This is a genomic window from Vibrio sp. Isolate34 (assembly GCF_022397915.1).
GTDB lineage: Bacteria > Pseudomonadota > Gammaproteobacteria > Enterobacterales > Vibrionaceae > Vibrio.
In genome coordinates, this window is sequence record NZ_JAKEUO010000012.1 from 1 (window position 1) to 19,632 (window position 19,632).

Consider the following 19,632-nt stretch of genomic DNA (forward strand, 5'->3'; position numbering starts at 1 on the left):
TATGCTTAATGGGAAGAAGAGGCAGTAGTTGTTCTATATAGCTTTTTAGGCGCTTCGTTATACGAGCATAAGGCTCCAACCAAGATAGAGACTCTGTTTTTATGCCGCAGTCACGACACTTAATCCTTCGAGTTTGAACGGAAAGTTCGACAGGAACACCGAGCAACATGGCCTCTTTCACATGACGCCATTGATACTCATGGATAGCCTCGGCTTCAAGACCGCAAAAGCATTTAGCCTCAGAGTTCGGTTTAAGAGTTAGTGTAATAAGTGATGCTGTCTGGTGAGACTTTACTATTTTAAAGCCTTCCCAGAATGACGATAGGAAAGTATGATTCGGCATGAAAACGGTAGTTTGTGTATGATTTTTGTTTGGCGACTAAACCATATCACTTACTACCGTTTTTGTTTTTAGTTCCCGCTAATCCGCGATGAACCATAAAAAAGCCGAGACATCAATGATGTCTCGGCTTTTTCGTTCATATGTCGTTGCTGACTAGAAATTCACGAAGAACATTAGTCACCAGCGAACATGTAACCTTCACCGTGAACCGTCACAAAGATTTGTGGGTTCTTAGGGTCGAATTCCATTTTTGCACGCATACGACGAATCAGTACGTCGATTGTACGATCGTTAGGTGCATCCACTCGGTGGCTGATCATATTCAGAATACGCTCGCGGCTTAATACTTGGTTAGGGTAAGAAGACAAAGCCACCAACAGTTCATATTCAGCTTTAGTCAGCTTCACTGGCTCGCCGTTTTTGCTTAGCGCACGACGAGGGATATCAAATGTCCACTCACCGAAACGAACCACAGACTCGTCTGATGTTTCTTCTACTGCGCCTGCTGCCGTTTTACGAGCGGCAGAAATACGCCAAAGTAGGTTTTTAACTCGAACCAATAACTCGCGAAGTTCGAAAGGTTTAGTAACGTAATCGTCCGCGCCCATTTCAAGGCCAACGATTTTGTCGATGCTATCCGTGCGTCCAGTAACTAAAATAATTCCAATGTCTGATTGACTGCGTAATTCGCGAGTTAGCATCAATCCATCTTCGCCTGGTAAGTTGATGTCCAGCATAATGAGGTCAACGTTGTTTTCATCTAACACGTTTCTCATTTGAGCGCCGCTTTCTGCTTCGCTCACTGTGTAACCTTCGTTCTGGAAGTATCCAACCAGTTTACTGCGGGTTACCACATCATCTTCTACGACTAATACGTGATAGCTCATCTACACCACTTTTCTTATTTAATAGTTTCAGTAACTATTCTATTCATAACTAGTAACAATTCTAGTGTTACAGAAGATAAAAGCCAGAAAGATGAATCTTTTTTGATACAAGACAATCTTAAACCTTGCTATTTATCGCCCATCGCAATTCAATATAGGCATTACTACTAACGAGTAACTTTGCGTTTCGCAAATAACCTTGTTATTCAGCCTTGGTGTTTATATCCCAAATCACTTGACGATATTGAGTATACAAACGCCGCAAGACTAAATCAGGATCCAAGAAATGAAAGATACGAAAGCGTTCAACGAGCAAAGAGCAGAAATCTACTGGTGGCTATCAAGCTTATTCGCCAAAGAGCTCACTCAAGAAGAACTCGATCACTACCACTCTGTTGAGATTCGTTCTTTCCTAACTGGTTTAGGTGAAAATGAAACACTAAAGCCTGCGATTGATAGCTTAGTTGATGCGCTAAATCGTCTGCAAACACGTGAAGACGCTCAGCTAGAACTGTCTGCTGACTTTTGTGACCTTTTCTTAAAGACAGATAAACATGGTGCCCTTCCATACGCTTCTATGTACATCGGTGAGACTGGCCTATTAAACGATAAGCCTGCAAAAGAGATGGAAGAGATCATGGCTAAACACAATTTAGTGGTTAACCAAGACCTGAAAGAGCCAGCAGACCACATTGCTATCGAACTCGATTTCCTTGGTAACTTGATCATCCGTTCTAACGAAACAGAGCTTGAAGAAGAGCTAGAGAAATCATTTGCTGTTCAACAACAGTTTATCGAGCAACAACTCCTAACTTGGGTACCAAAATTCAACGTTAAATGTCATGACGTTGATGAATTCGGTTTCTACGCTTCAGTCTCATCTCTGCTACTCGCATTCTGTCAATTGGACACTCAATATTTAGCCGGTGAATAGCTTATTGGGCGACTAAGTAAATAAATTCAGTAGAATGTGACAATTCACCCGGATTTCTGGGTGAATTTTATTGCGAGTAATTTCTAGTCAGTCTAAAATTGTGACCGCAAACGATAAAATATGAAACATTCACGAAATGCTATGCTTATTAAAGTTCAGAGCATTTCGGTGTTAAGACAAGCCGCTCATAGCGGTTTTTTGTTTTTTAGCACTTTAGTACCCAAAGAGCCCTACAAATTTAAGCTCTTAGTTAGGTAGCTTAACGGCTACTTCATTCCGTACTTTGGGAAAGTAGCTTCTAATAGGATAAAACCATGGCCACTATAAAAGATGTCGCTCGCTTAGCCGGCGTATCAACAACAACCGTTTCTCACGTAATCAACAAAACACGTTTTGTTGCAGAAGCGACTCAAGAAAAAGTAAACAAAGCCGTAGATGAACTGAACTATGCACCAAGCGCGGTTGCTCGTAGTTTGAAGTGCAATACAACACGCACTATCGGCATGCTTGTTACTCAATCAACCAACCTATTCTTCTCTGAAGTTATCGATGGTGTTGAGAGCTACTGCTACCGTCAAGGTTACACTTTGATCCTGTGTAACACGGGTGGTATCTATGAGAAGCAACGTGACTACATTCGAATGCTTGCAGAGAAACGTGTAGATGGCATCTTAGTTATGTGTTCAGACCTAACTGAAGAACTAAGAGAGATGTTAGATCGTCACGCTGACATCCCTAAAGTGATTATGGACTGGGGCCCAGAGAGTTCTCAAGCTGACAAGATCATCGATAACTCTGAAGAAGGTGGCTACCTAGCAACCAAATACCTTATTGAGCGCGGTCACTCTAAGATTGCTTGTTTAAGTGGCCACTTAGACAAAGCGGCCTGTGTAGAACGTATCGCAGGTTACAAACGCGCACTCAATGAAGCTAAGATTACTGCCGATGACAACATGATCATTGAAGGTAACTTCGAGTGTGATACTGCTGTTCTTGCTGCAGAGCAAATCGTCGAAATGAAAGATCGCCCAACAGCGGTATTCTGTTTCAACGATACAATGGCTCTGGGCTTAATGAGCCGACTGCAAGAAAAAGGCATCCGTATCCCTGAAGATATTTCAGTGATCGGTTACGACAACATCGAACTGGCTGAGTACTTCTCTCCACCGTTAACAACGGTTCACCAACCTAAACGTCGTGTTGGTAAAAATGCATTTGAGATTTTATTAGAACGTATAAAAGACAAAGATCACGAGAAGCGTGTCTTCGAAATGCACCCTGAGATTGTTGAGCGAAGTACAGTTAAAACGTTAAATTAATTGATAAAACGAGTTTTATTTCATTAAGCGCACCTTTGGGTGCGCTTTTTTTATCAACAACTACAATGAACCTATATGCACAATAGAAAGATCATTAATTGAAGCAATATCACACTTTGAAATAACAAGTGTGAGCCTCATTCAACAAAAACTTTATTCTATTCAATCAGTCACGCACAGGGCAAACCACTTGAAAAAGTGGGACGCAAAGCTTCCGGCCTAAACCACTCGTTGGTATGGTAGCGGGGTTACCGATGGCAAAATGCAGTAACTACTGACAATTTAGTAATTTACAGCCTATTGACAATTTAATTGCAACATTTTGCTAATCTCTCGGACCTGCTTATTTGGTGGCGTAGTTCAAATACACCGAGATAAATAACATGGATAAACCGATACTAAAGGACTCAATGAAGTTATTTGAGCCCCTAGGAAAAATTAAGTCACGCTCAATGTTTGGTGGATTCGGTCTTTTTGCTGATGACACTATGTTTGCTCTGGTTGTTAATGACCAGCTGCATATACGGGCAGACAAATGCACAACGAAGCAATTCGAACAACAAGGGTTTCAACCGTACGTCTACAAAAAACGTGGTTTCCCTGTCGTTACTAAATATTTCGCTTTACCTAAAGGCCTGTGGCAAGACCAAGAGAAAATCTTGGAACTTGCAACGACGTCTCTGGGTTTCGCTAAAGAAGAAAAAGCTGAACAGTCTTCTGCTAAGCCAACTCGACTCAAAGATCTACCGAATCTTCGACTCGCTACCGAGCGTATGTTGAAAAAGGCGGGGATCGATTCTGTAGAACGTTTATATGAATCTGGCTCTGTAAACGCATTTAACGCCATCAAAGAATCGCATGCGTCTTCTGTCAGTATTGAACTGCTGTGGGCGTTAGAAGGTGCGATCAATGGTACACATTGGTCTGTTATACCGCAGCAGCGTCGCGAAGAGCTTATCAATCGCGTCAATTAACTTTGTCAGTTCAAACTACTTATATAACTAAGCCGCATTTTTTGCGGCTTTTTTTATATCTGCTGAAAGTTAATCTACGCTTTGCCTGTCTATCTATACTAATGGTATGCATTGAAAATTAGAGGAAGTATCAATGAGTAAGAAAATGATATTGGGTATTGTGTTGGTCGTAACCATCATCTTGTTAGGCGTCAATTTTGGCCAGTACCTAACGCTTGAAAACGCCAAGGCCCAACAAGCCGTTTTAAATGACTACATTGACAGCAACTTTATTGCCGCCACTGCTATCTATTTTGTTGCGTACGTAATGATCACTGCTTTCTCTATTCCTGGTGCTGCAGTTGTCACGCTTTTAGGGGCCGCACTATTTGGCTTCTGGAACAGTTTACTGCTGGTATCTTTCGCGAGCGCTATTGGTGCTACCCTCGCCTTTCTGAGTAGCCGTTACCTGTTACGTGATTGGATCCAAACCAAATTTGGTGACAAATTAGCAACGATTAACAAGGGCGTAGAAAAAGACGGGGCATTTTACTTATTCTCGCTTCGCCTAATTCCTGTCTTCCCGTTTTTCCTTATCAATCTACTGATGGGTTTAACCCCAATGTCAGTTTCTCGTTACTACATTACGAGCCAAATAGGCATGCTACCTGGTACGGCTGTTTTCTTGAATGCTGGTACTCAACTCGCAGAAATTGATTCACTTTCAGGTATCGTTTCACCTTCAGTACTACTATCGTTTGCATTATTGGGTGTATTCCCAATTATTGCCAAACGGTTGATGAGCAAGTTTCGCTCAACACCTGTCGCTGAATAACGTATATAGCTGACGAACACCTAAAGCCAAATAAGGTTCTATCTCAATGAAAATCTACAGTGCATCGAATCCAACAGAAGCCCATATCATCTGTGGATTGTTAGAAAGTGAGAATATTGCGTGTGAAGTCCGTGGTGAAGGTTTGTTTGGTTTAAAAGGGGAAATCCCGTTTACCGAAGAAACTGACCCTTACGTATGGTTATATGAGCCAGAATTAGCCAGTAAAGCCCGTACTATTGTCAATGACTACCAAAAACAACAAGATTCGATCATCTATGAAGAGTGGCGTTGTGGCGAGTGTCATGAAGTCAATGAAGCACAATTCGGTTCTTGTTGGCAGTGTGGCGCAGCCTCTCCTGAATAATACCTTACGACAACACTCTGAGATTCGGTCAGATACCTCCTCCAAATAAAAAACGGGAAGCTAACTTAGTTAGCTTCCCGTTTTTATTTCAATTCGATTTAACTCTCGGCTTAGAGAATGAACCTAGAAGATCACTGGATTTGCTTTTGGATAAACTCGATAGAATGTTGATTGAATTCTTCAGGGTTTTCAACATTACACACGTGACCGCAGTTTGCGATTTCGACCAGTTCACTCGACTCATGTGCCTCAACCATTTCTTTAACGGGCTTGATGAACATGTAGTCACGCTCTCCCATCAAGTAGAGAGTCGGGATTGGTAGCTCTCTATCTTTGAAATACTTCATCAGAGGGTTTACATCAGCCGTCAGGATGAACCAACGTTTAAACTCTTTTTGACAAAGCTTTTTAGCTTCGCGGATAAACAAGTGACGCGATTCTTTCTGGCTTTTTTGCGGCATTACAATGTAAGCAAATAGGCTGTACAGCCACATGTAAGGAATGATGTGCTTACTCAGGTTACCGAGTTTGACCAATACTTGCGAACGAGTGTTGAGTTTGGTTACCGCCCCACCAAGAACCATTGAGCGAACACGGCCTGCTGCTAGCTCTGCAACGTTACGAACAATAATAGTCCCAAGAGACATACCCACGAAGTGTGCAGAACGAATTTTAAGATGATCTAACACTTTAAGGATATCGAGCGTGACCGATTTGAACGTATAACGATTCGAAATCAGCTCTTTAAGTATGTTATCTGATTTACCATGCCCTCTCAGGTCAATGAGAAGCAAGTTGAAGTGCTGCTTATACGCTTTGATCTGCTTAAACCAGATAGAGGAGCTGCCTCCAGCGCCATGCACAAATACAACCCACTCATCGCTAGTAGGGTGAGTAAATGTTTTATGAAATAATAAACTCTCAGACATACCTATCGCTTTAATTATTAAAATGGAGCTATGCCTCATCACGAGGCGATGACTAAGGATATCACGCAATTAAGAACTTTAAGTGATAATAGTGTCAAACCTGTCATTAGTCATGTGAATACCAACCTCACCTTTTCTACCTGACTGAAATGAGTTTGCAAGCTTTGTCTTTGTAAACGTGATGTGATCTGACCAGAAAACAAAAAGGCACCCTATGATTAGAGCGCCTCTTTCATTAAAGAAAATTGCCGTACATCCGCTAATTTTAGAAGCTAAAACAGAGCGCTAAAATGCAGAGTGATACATCGCAAGATACTCTTTTGCGGCATCTTCCCAACTAAAATCTTTCTGCATAGCATAAAGCTGAACACGCTTAATTTCAGATGGGTTTTGTGCATAAAGCAGTAATGAACGATGCAGTACAGCCAATAACGCTTGCGGCGTCGGCTCTTCAAAAGCAAATCCAGTCGCTACTTCAGGATCCTGATCGTAATCATTCACACTGTCTTTTAAACCACCCACAGAACGAACAATCGGTAAGGTACCGTAAGCCATGCTGTAGATCTGGTTTAAACCACAAGGTTCAAATTCAGAAGGCATCAAGAAGAAATCGGAGCCCGCTTCAACCAAGTGCGCTAGCTCGTTGTTGTATGCTTCTACGAACGAGAACTTGTCTGAGTGACGTGCCGATAGCTCTTTCAATTGACTCGCCAGCACTGGATCGCCTGTTCCTACAATCACGATCTGAAGATCGTTCTTTAAAAACTGCTCGATTATAGGCAATAAGTAATGCACGCCTTTTTGATTCGTCAGACGACAAACCATGCCATACAAAGCGCAGTCGATGACTGGCAAACCTACATCTTGTTGCAGTTTTTGCTTACAAGCTGATTTTCCGCGAACCATGCTATGTTTAGTTGCTTTGTATTTACGAGGCAAAAAAGCATCCGTTTCAGGATTCCAAGCGCCATAATCACAGCCATTCAGGATACCGACTAAGTCAGAAGCTCTGTGTTGGAACTCTGCTGCCATACCATGGCTACCAAGCTCAGTTTTGAGCTCTTCTGCATAGGTTGGGCTTACTGCATTCACTTTGTCGGCACACATCACACCGGCTTTTAGCATGGTGACATGAGTATCACTTACCGAAGCTTCTGGAACGTTGTAGCTGTGCATCTCAGGAAGAGACTGCAACTCATCGTAAGAGAACACACCTTTGAAAACCGCATTATGAATTGAGATCACACTGCGCGTATTTTCAAAAAAGTCGTGCTGTTGATAACGCGATTTAAGCAAGAAAGGCACAAAACCAGTATGCCAATCGTTCGCGTGAATGATATCAGGTTGGAAGCCAAGCTTTGGAAGCATATCAAGACATGCTGCACTGAAGAACGAGAAGCGCTCTCCGTTATCAGCGTAAGCTTCGTTATTTTCTGCGTACATTTCCGGGCGGTCAAAATACTTGGCACATTCAATACCAAAAACTGAAACGCCTTCTACACTCAGTTTTTGAACTTGGTAAGCCGTATGAGGCCAATGATCGAGTTCAGTCGATAAAATAACTTCTGCTGAATCAATGTTTGGAATGTTTCTATATGCAGGGATAGTCACTCGAACGTCCTGTTCGAGTGTTTGCAACGCTTTCGGCAGTGCCTTAGCTACATCAGCCAAGCCACCACTTTTAATCAAGCCTTCAACCTCAGACGCTACAAAAAGTACCGAGAGAGTCTTAGTAACCAACTCGTGCTCCTTTAGAAATCACTACGACACCATCGTCAGAGACGTGGTAATGCTTTTTATCTTCTGTCAGATTTACACCAATCTGTGTACCCGGAGCGATGTCTGCATCTTTATCAATGATAACGCGACGCAAGATACAACCCTCACCCACTTTTACATCACCGAGTAAGATACTTTCGCTAATGTCACACGCTGATGCGATATTGCTGCGGAAGCCCAATACACTCTTTTCAATACGCGAACCACGTACATAACTACCGCTACACACAAGGCTATCAATGATCTGAATTCGACCATTTGCCGAATCAGTAAACGTAGCTGGTGGTAGTGGCGGGTAGTAAGTGTGTAGAGGCCATTTACGGTTGTATAGCGAGAATGGTGCATCTTTCTTAAGAAGGTCCATGTGCGCTTGCCAGTACGCATCAATAGTACCTACATCGCGCCAGTAAACTTCTTCTTTCTCACCAGTAATACGGTTGGTGCTAAAATCATAAACAAACACATCACCACGTGGGAACATGTTTGGAATAATGTCTTTGCCGAAATCGTGTGTCGAACCTTCTCTATCAGCATCTTCCGTTAGTTCAGCAAAAAGTTCTTTCGCTTCGAACACGTAGTTGCCCATAGAAACGAGCGCTGATTCTGGATCGCCCGGAATCGACTTCGGATTTGCAGGTTTCTCTTCAAAGCCAATCATACGGCCATCAGCATCAACCTCAATAACACCGAATTCTGATGCTTCAGCAAGCGGCATGCGCAATGCTGATACTGTTAGAGCCGCTTTCTTCTCTTTATGGAAATCAAGCATCTGTTTGATGTCCATCTTATAGATATGGTCTGAACCAAAAATACATACTTGATCAGGTTCTTCCAACTCCATAAAGCCCATGTTTTGGTAGATAGCATCTGCTGTGCCTTCATACCAACGCTTTCCTTTACGCATCTGTGCAGGAATCGGGTCGATAAAACGGTCTGTTATACCACTGATATTCCAGCCTTTTTTCATATGGTGGAACAGGGATTGTGACTTGAATTGTGTTAATACATAGATCTTCATAAGATCAGCATTAACGAAGTTGTTCAAAGCGAAATCAATTAAGCGGTAACTACCACCGAAAGGAACCGAGGGTTTGCTGCGAGATTCAGTTAAAGGTCTTAAGCGAGAGCCTTCACCACCAGCAAGAATCATTCCCAATACACCAGCCATTTTATTCTCCATATATTTATAGCTTGTCGATGTCAGTACTCGTAGAGGTATCTTCCTCTGGGGGATGAGCACCAACACTTATTTCGGTACTTAGCGAATATCCATTCACATACAGTGACAGTATCCTAAGCCAAACGTTGTTGTCCGTGCACTATTCTTTGCACTTGGTTTTATATACGTTATCGACTTTCCTGCCGATTTCAATTTTTAATACGCCATTCTGTGCTACGTAAGCTGATTGCTTTCCTAAGACTTAAAGCAGCTCACATTACACCGTCTGAGCGAAACATTACATTAACACCCGACACACATCAGGTATACAACTAAACACTGAACTGTGACTTACAATATTTTAATTAAGTTACATTCTCGTTAAAGTTGCATAAGAAGATTTGATTAATTGCCATCATTTATTTTACGTTGTGAATTTAATAAATTTTCGCAGACGAAACACCAACTCAACAGGTTGCATAATTAGTCATATTTAGATCAAAAAAAAGCAGCCAGTGGCTGCTTTTTCAATCGATAATCTTCAGTTACTTTTCTTTGGGCTTTTTACGTTTATCCGTAACTTCCCATTTACCGTCGATATACAGTGCGGTCCAACCAGATGGTTTTCCATCTACTTCAGTACGAACGTAGTTTTCTTTTGTCTTACGACTAAAACGAACCACTGCTGGCTTACCATCAGGATCAGCGACTGGTGCTGACGTCAGGTACTGGAACTTAGGTGAAATACGGTCTTTAAAACGAACCAGCTCTTCCACTAATGGCGCACGTGTTTCACGTGATTTAGGGAAATTGCTCGCCGCCATAAACAGACCAGAAGCACCGTCACGAAGCACGAAGTACGCGTCTGAGTTTTCACATGGAAGCTCAGGGAAGTGCACTGGGTCTTCTTTTGGTGGCGCAACTTCGCCATTCTTTAGAATCTTACGAGTGTTCTTACAATCGTCATTGGTACAATCCATGTACTTACCGAAACGACCGTTCTTTAGAACCATGTCAGAGCCACACTTGTCACACTCAACAAGCGGACCATCATAGCCTTTCACTTTGAACTCGCCGTGCTCAACCACATAACCTTCACAGTTAGGGTTGTTACCACATACGTGCATCTTACGCTTATCATCAATCAGATAAGCATCCATTGCCGTTTCACAGATAGGGCAACGTTTCTTAGCTCGAAGTGCTGCTGTTTCAACGTCTTCTTCAAGCACGTTGATAATGCCTTCTTCGTCACCAAGGTTGATTGTTGTCTTACAACGCTCTTTTGGTGGAAGTGCATAGCCAGAACAGCCTAGGAATACGCCTGTCGAAGCAGTACGGATACCCATCTTACGACCACAAGTCGGACACTCAATGTCGGTTTCTACGATGTGGTTTGGCTTCATGCCGCCCGCATCTTCATCAAGATCCGCTTTTTCCAAATCGCCAGTGAAATCTTCAAAGAAGTTATCCAGCACGCCTTTCCAGCTAGCTTCGCCTTCAGCAATTTGGTCTAACTTTTGCTCCATACGAGCTGTAAAGTCATAGTTCATTAGGTCATTGAAACTGCCATCTAGACGGTCAGTAACAATCTCACCCATTTTCTCAGCATAGAAACGGCGTTGTTCAACTTTCACGTAACCACGATCTTGAATCGTCGAGATGATCGATGCATACGTTGAAGGGCGACCAATACCACGCTTCTCAAGCTCTTTAACAAGTGCCGCTTCAGTGAAACGTGCCGGTGGCTTAGTGAAGTGCTGTTTAGGGTCTAGAGCAATCAGGTCAAGCTTATCGCCAATTTGAACTGCTGGAAGAATTGTATCTTCGTTTTTACCCATTGGGCGTTGAACGCGAGTCCAACCATCGAACTTAAGAATACGACCTTTCGCTTTTAGCGTGTACTCGTCAGCTTTAACGCTTACCGTTGTTGAGTCGTATTGTGCAGGTGTCATTTGACACGCAACAAATTGATTCCAAATCAGCGAGTAAAGCTTGTGTGCGTCTGCGTCTACGCCGTTTAGATCTTCCGACTTAACATCTACACTTGAAGGACGAATCGCTTCGTGGGCCTCTTGAGCGCCCTCTTTGCTGCCGTATGCCAGTGCTTTCGGTGGAAGATATTGAGCACCAAACTCAGAACCAATATATTCACGAGCGGCTTCTACCGCTTCTGAACTCAAGTTGGTCGAGTCAGTACGCATATAAGTAATGTAACCCGCTTCATACAGACGTTGAGCCAGCATCATGGTTTTCTTTACGCCGTAACCAAGACGCGTACTCGCCGCTTGTTGCAGCGTCGATGTAATGTAAGGTGCAGACGGCTTACTCTTCGTTGGGCGGTCTTCACGTTTACATACTTCGTATTGCGCTTTTTCTAAAACACTAACTGCAGCTTGGGTTTGCGCTTCATTTTCAGGTTTAAACGCAACACCGTCTTTCTGTGCAACTTGCAGTCTGAAGTCGGTTTTTTCTGCTGTTTTGGTATCAGCGTGCACATCCCAGAACTCTTCAGGGATAAAGGCATTGATCTCGCGCTCACGCTCTACCAATAGTTTTACAGCTACTGATTGAACGCGGCCAGCGGATAGGCCACGTGCTACTTTCTTCCAAAGCAGAGGTGACACCATAAAGCCAACAACACGGTCCATAAAACGTCGTGCTTGCTGTGCGTTTACGCCATCAATATTCAGCTCACCTGGAGTTTCGAAAGCTTGTTGAATAGCATTCTTGGTGATTTCGTTAAAAACCACTCGCTTGTATCGCGTTTCATCGCCACCGATGATCTCACGAAGGTGCCATGCGATAGCTTCTCCTTCGCGGTCCAAATCGGTTGCGAGATAAACATGGTCTGCGTTCTCAGCCAGTTTTTGCAATTCAGCAACGACTTTTTCTTTACCAGGTAGTATTTGGTAGTTCGCTTCCCACTCTTTATACGGGTTGATACCCATTTTTTTGATAAGAGCTTTGCGATCTTTTTCTTTCTTGATACGAGCTTTTTCTTCTGGGCTCATACCCTTTGTTGAAACTGCAGCAGCCTTTTTACCAGTACTTTGACCAGCCGTTGGTAAATCACGTACGTGACCTACACTCGACTTAACGACAAAGTCTTTGCCAAGGTATTTATTGATAGTTTTAGCCTTGGCCGGCGACTCCACTATAACGAGCGATTTACCCATATTGACTCTAACGTCCTTAATCACGATGCTTCAGCACCAACAATTTAACTTGTGGGCTTTTACGCATGATATTCTAAATTCATTGCTTCTTTTTTTACTATTGTGCGAGATTACTAGAAGATCAACCGCTTTTTTCAAAATTGGATCTGATCGCTCGACAATTCGACGACTCATAGATAAAAGGGGCACAATATAAAGAAGCTATAAAGTACTCATAAAGAATACTTGCAAGAGCCTATTCATCAGGCATTACGTCTAAACGGGCTCATACTAAGCTTGTCCGCGAATCTAACGCGAGCTCCATTCAATTATTTTTGCCGTAAATCACAAAATAAATTGTGGATATCCGAAAAGACTCTCTTAATCGGTTGTGAAATCATTGAATTTCTAGTTCGACACCATAAACTCAACGTTATATTCAGTTATCAGAGATAAACTCATGACAAAGAAAGTAATAGCAGAATTTGATTTACTGCTTATCGCAAACCAAATTATCCAATCACATGATGACTACATTGAAGGCATGCGCACAAACAGCGTAGTAGAGAAAGACGATGTACTCATCTTCAAAGGTGAATACTTCCTAGATAGCAATGGAATGCCGACAGAAAATACAACTGCAGTGTTTAACATGTTTAAATACTTAGCGCACCATCTTTCGAAAGAGTTTACGCTTCAGCAATAATTAAAAAGCTTGCCATTTAGGCAAGCTTTTTACTTCCTGAACCTTTAAGTACTTCGTATTTTATTGACTCAGCATTTTCAGCTTGTCGAAGTAATCAGGGAATGTCTTTGACGTACAACCAGGATCATTGATGGTCACAGGCGTATCGCTCAAAGCAACTAGTGAGAAGCACATTGCCATACGGTGATCATCATACGTATCAATCGCCGCGTGTGTCAGCTCAGCAACCGGGTTTACGATGATGTAATCTTCACCCTCTTCAACCTCAGCACCGACTTTACGTAATTCGGTTGCCATCGCAGCCAAACGGTCAGTCTCTTTCACACGCCAGTTGTAGACGTTACGGATAGCCGTTGTGCCTTTCGCAAACAGTGCGGTTGTTGCGATAGTCATCGCAGCATCAGGGATATGGTTATAGTCCATATCAATGCCTTTTAGCTCACCACAACGAGAGATAACGTAGTCATCACCCCATTCGATTTCAGCACCCATTTTTTCAAGTGCATCAGCGAATTGGATATCACCTTGGATACTGTTTTTACCAATACCCGTCACCTTGATCTCGCCGCCTTTAATCGCTGCTGCCGCAAGGAAATAAGAAGCAGAAGATGCATCGCCTTCAACTAAGAAGTCACCCGGAGCTGTGTAAGATTGACCCGTCGGAATCACGAACTCTTGGTAGTCGTTGTTGATCACGTCCACACCAAATTGTTTCATAATGTGTAGCGTGATATCGATGTAAGGTTTAGAAACCAATTCACCTTCAATTTTGATCGTCACTTCGCCTTCAGCTAACGGTGCGGCCATCAAAAATGCCGTCAAAAACTGGCTAGAGATAGAACCGTCGATTGAAACCGTTCCACTCTTAAGACCAGTGCCTGTGATCTTCAGTGGTGGGTAGTTTTCGTTTTCTAGATATTCGACTTCAGCGCCGGCTTCTCGTAGTGCCGTTACTAAGTGGCCAATCGGGCGCTCTTTCATACGAGGCTCGCCTGTCAGAACGTATTCACCACGACCTAAACACAATGCTGCAGCAAGCGGACGCATCGCCGTACCTGCGTTACCTAAGAAAAGTTCAAGAGCTTTATCGCTTGAGAATGCACCACCAACACCCGTTACTTCACAAACAGTTTTGTCAGCAGACAGCTGATAGTTAACACCTAGCTGAGTCAAAGCGTTGAGCATATGGCGAATGTCATCACTGTCTAGCAAGTTTGTTAGGCGAGTCGTTCCAGTTGAAAGTGCAGCCAAAAGAAGTGCACGGTTAGAAACACTTTTTGAGCCAGGTAGATTAACTTCCCCACTCACTTTTTGAATTGGTTGTAACGTAAGGCTTTCCATTAAATCTTATAGTCCTTGTACCACCCGAAGTCACTGGCGCGTATTTATTTTCGGGTGATGAATAATTCTTCGTACTTGCAGACTAACGAACTTTTCCGACGAACTCCAGAGCTAATCCCCCTTATAAAGGTGATTAATTAGCTAATCGATCGTATTTATATACTAGTACACTAGATCGACACGTACACCATCGGAGAAATACAGAATTCGCACATCGTCACCTCGGTTAAACAACATCGAATTATCGACATCTTGGATGATGTTAACCAGCTTGTTGTCTTTGGTTTTGACCAATAACTCGACAAGTTTGTACTCGATTTTATATTGTGTATTGCCTCGATTTCGAGCAATCCCTGCACCAGCGACGGCACCAACAGCCGTCGCTACTTCTTTGCCGGTACCACCACCAAACTGGTTACCGATCAAGCCGCCGATCGCAGCACCCAATAAGGTTTCCCAACCATTCGCTTTCGATTCAACGATCTCTTGTTGAGTGATGTATCTAACCGTATCGATCTCACCATAAACAACTTCGTTCACTGGTCGAGCTTCGTTTCTGTTGTAAGCTGCATTTGCCAACATGGGCAAAACAAGTAAAATCCAAAGCAACTTCTTCATGGTAAAACTCCTAAAGACCTCTTGGTCAGTGATTAATCTGTAACGCGGTACTTATGACTATATACCTAACCGAACTTGATACTACTAGTATAGAGTTTCCTTCGCCCTTCGACGCGCTTGATGAACCCAACGGTCTGCTCGCCTTTGGTGGTGACTTGTCACCAATGCGAATTTTAAATGCTTATAGCCAAGGTATATTTCCATGGTATGGCCCAGGCGAGCCTATACTTTGGTGGAGCCCAGCACCGCGAGCGGTATTTAATCCTAAGACATTCGAACCGTCAAAAAGTCTTAAAAAGTTTCAAAGAAAACACAATTATCGTGTCAGCATAAACCAAGCGACTGACAAAGTGATTGGCTACTGCTCATCACTAAGGCCCGAAGAAGAAACGTGGCTTAACAATGACATGCAGTCGGCCTATTGTGAACTCGCTTCATTAGGATTCTGTCATTCTGTTGAAGTGTGGCAAGGCGATGAACTGATCGGCGGGCTTTATGGCTTACAAAGAGGCCAAGTCTTTTGCGGTGAATCGATGTTTAGCTTGAAGACCAATGCCTCTAAAATTGCACTATGGTACTTTTGTAAACACTTTACCCGATTCGGTGGCAAGCTCATCGATTGCCAAGTTATGAATCCTCACTTGGAATCCTTAGGCGCTATCGAGGTCGAGAGAGATGAGTTTCTGAGCTCTCTACAGTTACTCAAAGAAACGCCCGTTGACGATGCATGCTTTGAAAGCCAATGGCTAGAGGGAACGCCTTAATGAATCCAGATTTACAACAAATCAGAATTGGATTAACAGACAATCACGCTTGCAGCTACTTGCCTCACCTCGAAGAAAGAGTGGCAGTCACGCTTGATGAACACATGCACACCTCAGATAACTATGAAGTTCTACTTGCCAACGGGTTTCGTCGTAGCGGTTCAACGATCTATAAGCCACATTGCGATAATTGCTCAGCGTGCCAAGCCATTCGTCTTTCTATTCCAGAAGTTAAGTTTTCTAAGAGCCAACGACGCGTCCTCAACAAGGCAAAATCACTTCGTTGGGAATTGAAAGACAAGATGGATGACAACTGGTTTGATTTATATAGCCGCTATATTACCGCTCGTCATCGTTCGGGAACCATGTATCCACCAAAGAAAGAAGAGTTTCTACAATTCTCACAAAATGAGTGGCTTACAACAAAGTTCATGCATATCTATGACGAGAACAAGTTAATCGGAATTGCGGTGACCGATGTTATGGCTCATAGCACCAGCGCGTTTTATACCTTCTTCGATCCTGATATCGATATATCCATGGGAACACTTGGCGTTCTATTCCAGATCCAACATGCCCAGAAAGAGCAAAAACAGTGGTTATATTTGGGTTATCAAATCGATGAATGCCCTGCGATGAACTATAAAGTACGATTTCAACGTCATCAAAGGCTAGTAAATCAGCGGTGGCAAGGGTAGAATACGCGACAACTTTACATATTTTGATTTTAACGGCACAATCAAGCCGTTGAAAACCGCCAAATTTCGAAAGAGGATTAGATGGCTAAAGAAGACGTAATCGAGATGCAAGGCACTGTCCTTGATACTCTACCAAACACAATGTTCCGTGTTGAGCTTGAAAACGGTCACGTAGTGACAGCACACATCTCTGGTAAAATGCGTAAGAACTACATCCGTATTCTTACTGGTGATAAAGTAACTGTTGAGATGACTCCATACGACCTTTCTAAAGGCCGCATCGTCTTCCGTGCTCGTTAATTATTAATTAGCGAATACAATAAGAAGCGGAGCTTAAGGCTCCGTTTTTTATCGCCTGAACATTGCCCCTTTAGCAAAACCTACCTCGTAGCATCTCGCATCTCGCATCTCGCATCTCGCATCTCGCATCTCGCATCTCGCATCTCGCATCTCGCATCTCGCATCTCGCATCTCGCAAGCATAAAAAAACGCACAACCTAAGTCATGCGTTTTATAGTTAAGCTTTTGAGCTATTCATCAATTGTTTAGTGCATAACCTCTTCTTTCGCACCAACATAGATGAAGTCAAGTTCGTCTTTCTTCAGAGATACTTTAACCGTACCGCCATCAACCAAGCTACCGAATAGTAATTCATTCGCAAGAGGCTTCTTAAGCTTCTCTTGAATCACGCGCCCCATAGGACGAGCGCCCATGGTCTTATCGTAGCCTTTGTCTGCCAACCAGTGACGAGCATCTTCAGAAACTTCTAAAGATACACCACGTGCGTCCAGTTGAACCTGAAGCTCAACAATGAACTTGTCAACTACTTGGCTAATCACGCTTGGATCCAAGCTGTTGAACCAAATTATGTTATCAAGACGATTTCGGAATTCAGGAGTAAACACCTTCTTGATTTCGCCCATCGCGTCTGGCGCATGATCTTGTTGGATCAGGCCGATCGATTTCTTCTCAGTTTCAGCAACACCCGCGTTGGTTGTCATCACTAAGATCACATTACGGAAATCCGCTTTACGGCCGTTGTTATCAGTTAGTGTGCCGTTATCCATGACCTGCAGTAAGAGGTTGAAGATATCTGGGTGCGCTTTTTCGATCTCATCAAGTAACACAACAGAGTGTGGGTTCTTGATTACCGCGTCAGTCAGTAGACCACCTTGGTCATAACCAACATAGCCAGGAGGAGCACCGATTAGACGGCTCACTGAGTGACGTTCACCGTACTCAGACATATCAAAGCGCAGCAGTTCAATACCCATCAGTTTAGACAGTTGAACCGTAACCTCGGTTTTACCCACACCAGTAGGACCAGCAAATAGGAATGAACCAACCGGTTTATTGTCTGCACCTAGTCCTGCACGAGTTAGCTTGATCGCCTCGCTCAATACATCGATAGCAGGATCTTGTCCGAATACCAACATTTTCATGCGGTCATCCAGTTTCTGCAGCGTATCTTTGTCTGAAGACGATACTGACTTCTCAGGAATACGCGCCATTTTCGCAACCATTGACTCAATATCCGCCACGCTTACCGTTTTCTTTCGACGGCTTGCTGGTGCTAGACGACTACGAGCGCCTGCTTCATCAATTACGTCAATCGCCTTATCAGGTAGGTGGCGTTCGTTAATGTATTTAGCAGACAGTTCCACGGCTGCACGCAACGCTTTGTTGGTGTAACGTACTTCGTGGTGAGCTTCGTATTTTGGCTTAAGACCAATCAGAATCTTAGTCGTATCATCTAATGATGGTTCAACAATATCGATTTTCTGGAAACGACGAGATAGCGCACGCTCCTTCTCAAAAATACTGCTGTACTCTTGGTAAGTTGTTGAGCCAATGCAACGTAATTTACCGCTGCTTAATAGCGGCTTAATTAGGTTTGCGGCATCAACCTGACCACCCGATGCTGCACCCGCACCAATAATGGTGTGGATCTCATCGATAAATAGGATCGCGTCTTCTTCTTTCTCGAGTTGCTTAAGAATCGCTTTAAAACGTTTCTCAAAGTCACCGCGATATTTCGTTCCCGCAAGCAGTGAACCAATATCTAGAGAGTAAATCACGCTGCTCTGAATAATTTCAGGCACTTGACCTTCAACGATACGCCATGCAAGACCTTCAGCGATAGCAGTTTTACCCACACCCGCCTCACCCACTAGTAGCGGGTTATTCTTACGACGACGACATAGGACTTGAATAGTACGTTCAAGCTCTTTGTCACGACCAATTAGAGGGTCAATATTGCCCTGTTTCGCAACTTCGTTAAGGTTGGTCGCGAAATTTTCTAAACGATCTTCAGAATTTGCTTCTTCGGCATTCTCTGCTCCACCAAATGAATCAGATGATGACGCGCTATCTCCTTCGTTACTGGCTTTGGTGATACCGTGTGAGATGAAGTTAACGATATCTAAACGGCTAATGTCATTTTTCTTAAGAAGATATGCCGCGTGAGACTCTTGCTCACTGAAAATAGCGACAAGTACGTTAGCACCTGTAACTTCACTGCGACCTGAAGATTGGACATGAAAAACAGCACGTTGAAGTACTCGTTGGAAACTCAATGTAGGTTGAGTCTCACGAGTTTCGTCGCTTTCAGGGATAAGTGGGGTCGTTTGATCAATAAAAATATCGAGCTCGTTGCGAAGAGCATCGAGATCTGCCTGACAAGCTTGGAGCGCTTCCTTGGCCGCATCATTTTCTAATAATGCTAGTAGGAGGTGTTCGACAGTCATAAATTCATGTCGCTTGTCTCGCGCACGAGCAAATGCGCCATTTAAACTCGACTCTAATTCTTTATTTAGCATAAGTACCTCCTAAGGGAACAACTGTGTTG

General features: G+C 43.3%; 17 protein-coding genes, 1 pseudogene and 1 riboswitch. Of the genes and pseudogenes, 9 read left to right on the forward strand and 9 right to left on the reverse strand.

Annotated elements, in window-relative coordinates:
* A pseudogene (locus L1D22_RS13675) lies at positions 1-343 on the reverse strand (ISL3 family transposase); the annotation flags it as partial.
* Between the two features lie 173 nt (positions 344-516).
* Positions 517-1,230, reverse strand: a complete 714-nt coding sequence (gene torR, locus L1D22_RS13680) for a two-component system response regulator TorR (protein WP_017631175.1) — start codon at positions 1,228-1,230, stop codon at positions 517-519.
* Positions 1,231-1,516: 286 nt separating this feature from the next.
* On the opposite strand from torR, the gene torD reads away from it, so the two are divergent.
* The 5 genes from torD to L1D22_RS13705 all read left to right on the forward strand — a co-directional run bounded on the left by torD (position 1,517) and on the right by L1D22_RS13705 (position 5,635).
* The gene (gene torD / locus L1D22_RS13685) at positions 1,517-2,164 is read left to right on the forward strand and encodes a molecular chaperone TorD (RefSeq protein WP_239830207.1); all 648 of its coding nucleotides are present in this window, start codon (positions 1,517-1,519) and stop codon (positions 2,162-2,164) included.
* A 314-nt stretch (positions 2,165-2,478) separates the two neighbouring features.
* A complete protein-coding gene (gene purR, locus L1D22_RS13690) occupies positions 2,479-3,483 on the forward strand; it encodes an HTH-type transcriptional repressor PurR (RefSeq protein WP_176680140.1) in 1,005 nt (334 codons plus the stop codon).
* 170 nt (positions 3,484-3,653) lie between these two features.
* A riboswitch (cyclic di-GMP riboswitch) is annotated at positions 3,654-3,739 on the forward strand.
* A 127-nt stretch (positions 3,740-3,866) separates the two neighbouring features.
* Positions 3,867-4,457: a TfoX/Sxy family DNA transformation protein gene (locus L1D22_RS13695; protein ID WP_239830208.1), complete on the forward strand. Its 591-nt coding sequence runs from the start codon at positions 3,867-3,869 to the stop codon at positions 4,455-4,457.
* A 133-nt stretch (positions 4,458-4,590) separates the two neighbouring features.
* Positions 4,591-5,271: a TVP38/TMEM64 family protein gene (locus tag L1D22_RS13700; RefSeq protein ID WP_239830209.1), complete on the forward strand. Its 681-nt coding sequence runs from the start codon at positions 4,591-4,593 to the stop codon at positions 5,269-5,271.
* 46 nt (positions 5,272-5,317) lie between these two features.
* On the forward strand, positions 5,318-5,635 hold the full coding sequence (locus L1D22_RS13705; RefSeq protein WP_239830210.1) for a DUF2007 domain-containing protein: 318 nt from the start codon (positions 5,318-5,320) through the stop codon (positions 5,633-5,635).
* A 131-nt stretch (positions 5,636-5,766) separates the two neighbouring features.
* Here the strand turns inward: L1D22_RS13705 and L1D22_RS13710 are convergent, their stop codons facing one another.
* From L1D22_RS13710 to topA, 4 genes are all read right to left on the reverse strand, one after another.
* Positions 5,767-6,564, reverse strand: coding sequence for an alpha/beta fold hydrolase (locus tag L1D22_RS13710; protein ID WP_017630854.1), 798 nt, complete (start codon positions 6,562-6,564; stop codon positions 5,767-5,769).
* 285 nt (positions 6,565-6,849) lie between these two features.
* The gene (gene glgA / locus L1D22_RS13715) at positions 6,850-8,304 is read right to left on the reverse strand and encodes a glycogen synthase GlgA (RefSeq protein ID WP_239830211.1); all 1,455 of its coding nucleotides are present in this window, start codon (positions 8,302-8,304) and stop codon (positions 6,850-6,852) included.
* Positions 8,294-9,523: a glucose-1-phosphate adenylyltransferase gene (glgC, locus tag L1D22_RS13720; RefSeq protein WP_080582251.1), complete on the reverse strand. Its 1,230-nt coding sequence runs from the start codon at positions 9,521-9,523 to the stop codon at positions 8,294-8,296. Before glgC ends, glgA begins: the two co-directional genes overlap by 11 nt.
* Positions 9,524-10,047: 524 nt before the next feature.
* Positions 10,048-12,678 carry a type I DNA topoisomerase gene (topA, locus tag L1D22_RS13725; RefSeq protein WP_239830212.1) on the reverse strand — a complete coding sequence of 877 codons (2,631 nt, stop codon included), beginning with the start codon at positions 12,676-12,678 and terminating at the stop codon, positions 10,048-10,050.
* A 439-nt stretch (positions 12,679-13,117) separates the two neighbouring features.
* Here topA and L1D22_RS13730 point away from each other — a divergent pair, with 439 nt between their 5' ends.
* Positions 13,118-13,363, forward strand: coding sequence for a YciN family protein (locus tag L1D22_RS13730; protein WP_017630857.1), 246 nt, complete (start codon positions 13,118-13,120; stop codon positions 13,361-13,363).
* A 60-nt stretch (positions 13,364-13,423) separates the two neighbouring features.
* Here the strand turns inward: L1D22_RS13730 and aroA are convergent, their stop codons facing one another.
* A complete protein-coding gene (gene aroA, locus L1D22_RS13735; RefSeq protein WP_239830213.1) occupies positions 13,424-14,704 on the reverse strand; it encodes a 3-phosphoshikimate 1-carboxyvinyltransferase in 1,281 nt (426 codons plus the stop codon).
* A gap of 162 nt (positions 14,705-14,866) precedes the next feature.
* Positions 14,867-15,322, reverse strand: coding sequence for a glycine zipper 2TM domain-containing protein (locus L1D22_RS13740; protein WP_132762763.1), 456 nt, complete (start codon positions 15,320-15,322; stop codon positions 14,867-14,869).
* Positions 15,323-15,375: 53 nt separating this feature from the next.
* Here L1D22_RS13740 and aat point away from each other — a divergent pair, with 53 nt between their 5' ends.
* From aat to infA, 3 genes are all read left to right on the forward strand, one after another.
* Positions 15,376-16,086 (forward strand): leucyl/phenylalanyl-tRNA--protein transferase, encoded by a 711-nt coding sequence (aat, locus tag L1D22_RS13745; protein WP_239830214.1) that lies wholly within the window; start codon positions 15,376-15,378, stop codon positions 16,084-16,086.
* The gene (locus tag L1D22_RS13750; protein WP_239830215.1) at positions 16,086-16,784 is read left to right on the forward strand and encodes an arginyltransferase; all 699 of its coding nucleotides are present in this window, start codon (positions 16,086-16,088) and stop codon (positions 16,782-16,784) included. Before aat ends, L1D22_RS13750 begins: the two co-directional genes overlap by 1 nt.
* A gap of 81 nt (positions 16,785-16,865) precedes the next feature.
* Positions 16,866-17,084: a translation initiation factor IF-1 gene (gene infA, locus L1D22_RS13755; protein WP_001040192.1), complete on the forward strand. Its 219-nt coding sequence runs from the start codon at positions 16,866-16,868 to the stop codon at positions 17,082-17,084.
* A gap of 245 nt (positions 17,085-17,329) precedes the next feature.
* On the opposite strand, the gene clpA is transcribed toward infA, so the two are convergent.
* Positions 17,330-19,603 (reverse strand): ATP-dependent Clp protease ATP-binding subunit ClpA, encoded by a 2,274-nt coding sequence (gene clpA / locus L1D22_RS13760; protein ID WP_176680149.1) that lies wholly within the window; start codon positions 19,601-19,603, stop codon positions 17,330-17,332.
* Positions 19,604-19,632: the final 29 nt, after the last annotated feature.

What these genes read in the sequence shown, in the direction of transcription:
- L1D22_RS13695 (WP_239830208.1), top strand. Translation starts at nt 3,867, where the DNA reads ATGGATAAACCGATACTAAAGGACTCAATGAAGTTATTTGAGCCCCTA.
- purR (WP_176680140.1), top strand. Translation starts at nt 2,479, where the DNA reads ATGGCCACTATAAAAGATGTCGCTCGCTTAGCCGGCGTATCAACAACA.
- infA (WP_001040192.1), top strand. Translation starts at nt 16,866, where the DNA reads ATGGCTAAAGAAGACGTAATCGAGATGCAAGGCACTGTCCTTGATACT.
- torD (WP_239830207.1), top strand. Translation starts at nt 1,517, where the DNA reads ATGAAAGATACGAAAGCGTTCAACGAGCAAAGAGCAGAAATCTACTGG.
- L1D22_RS13705 (WP_239830210.1), top strand. Translation starts at nt 5,318, where the DNA reads ATGAAAATCTACAGTGCATCGAATCCAACAGAAGCCCATATCATCTGT.
- aat (WP_239830214.1), top strand. Translation starts at nt 15,376, where the DNA reads ATGACTATATACCTAACCGAACTTGATACTACTAGTATAGAGTTTCCT.
- aroA (WP_239830213.1), bottom strand. Translation starts at nt 14,704, where the DNA reads ATGGAAAGCCTTACGTTACAACCAATTCAAAAAGTGAGTGGGGAAGTT.
- topA (WP_239830212.1), bottom strand. Translation starts at nt 12,678, where the DNA reads ATGGGTAAATCGCTCGTTATAGTGGAGTCGCCGGCCAAGGCTAAAACT.
- L1D22_RS13700 (WP_239830209.1), top strand. Translation starts at nt 4,591, where the DNA reads ATGAGTAAGAAAATGATATTGGGTATTGTGTTGGTCGTAACCATCATC.
- L1D22_RS13740 (WP_132762763.1), bottom strand. Translation starts at nt 15,322, where the DNA reads ATGAAGAAGTTGCTTTGGATTTTACTTGTTTTGCCCATGTTGGCAAAT.
- clpA (WP_176680149.1), bottom strand. Translation starts at nt 19,603, where the DNA reads ATGCTAAATAAAGAATTAGAGTCGAGTTTAAATGGCGCATTTGCTCGT.
- L1D22_RS13730 (WP_017630857.1), top strand. Translation starts at nt 13,118, where the DNA reads ATGACAAAGAAAGTAATAGCAGAATTTGATTTACTGCTTATCGCAAAC.
- L1D22_RS13710 (WP_017630854.1), bottom strand. Translation starts at nt 6,564, where the DNA reads ATGTCTGAGAGTTTATTATTTCATAAAACATTTACTCACCCTACTAGC.
- torR (WP_017631175.1), bottom strand. Translation starts at nt 1,230, where the DNA reads ATGAGCTATCACGTATTAGTCGTAGAAGATGATGTGGTAACCCGCAGT.
- L1D22_RS13750 (WP_239830215.1), top strand. Translation starts at nt 16,086, where the DNA reads ATGAATCCAGATTTACAACAAATCAGAATTGGATTAACAGACAATCAC.
- glgC (WP_080582251.1), bottom strand. Translation starts at nt 9,523, where the DNA reads ATGGAGAATAAAATGGCTGGTGTATTGGGAATGATTCTTGCTGGTGGT.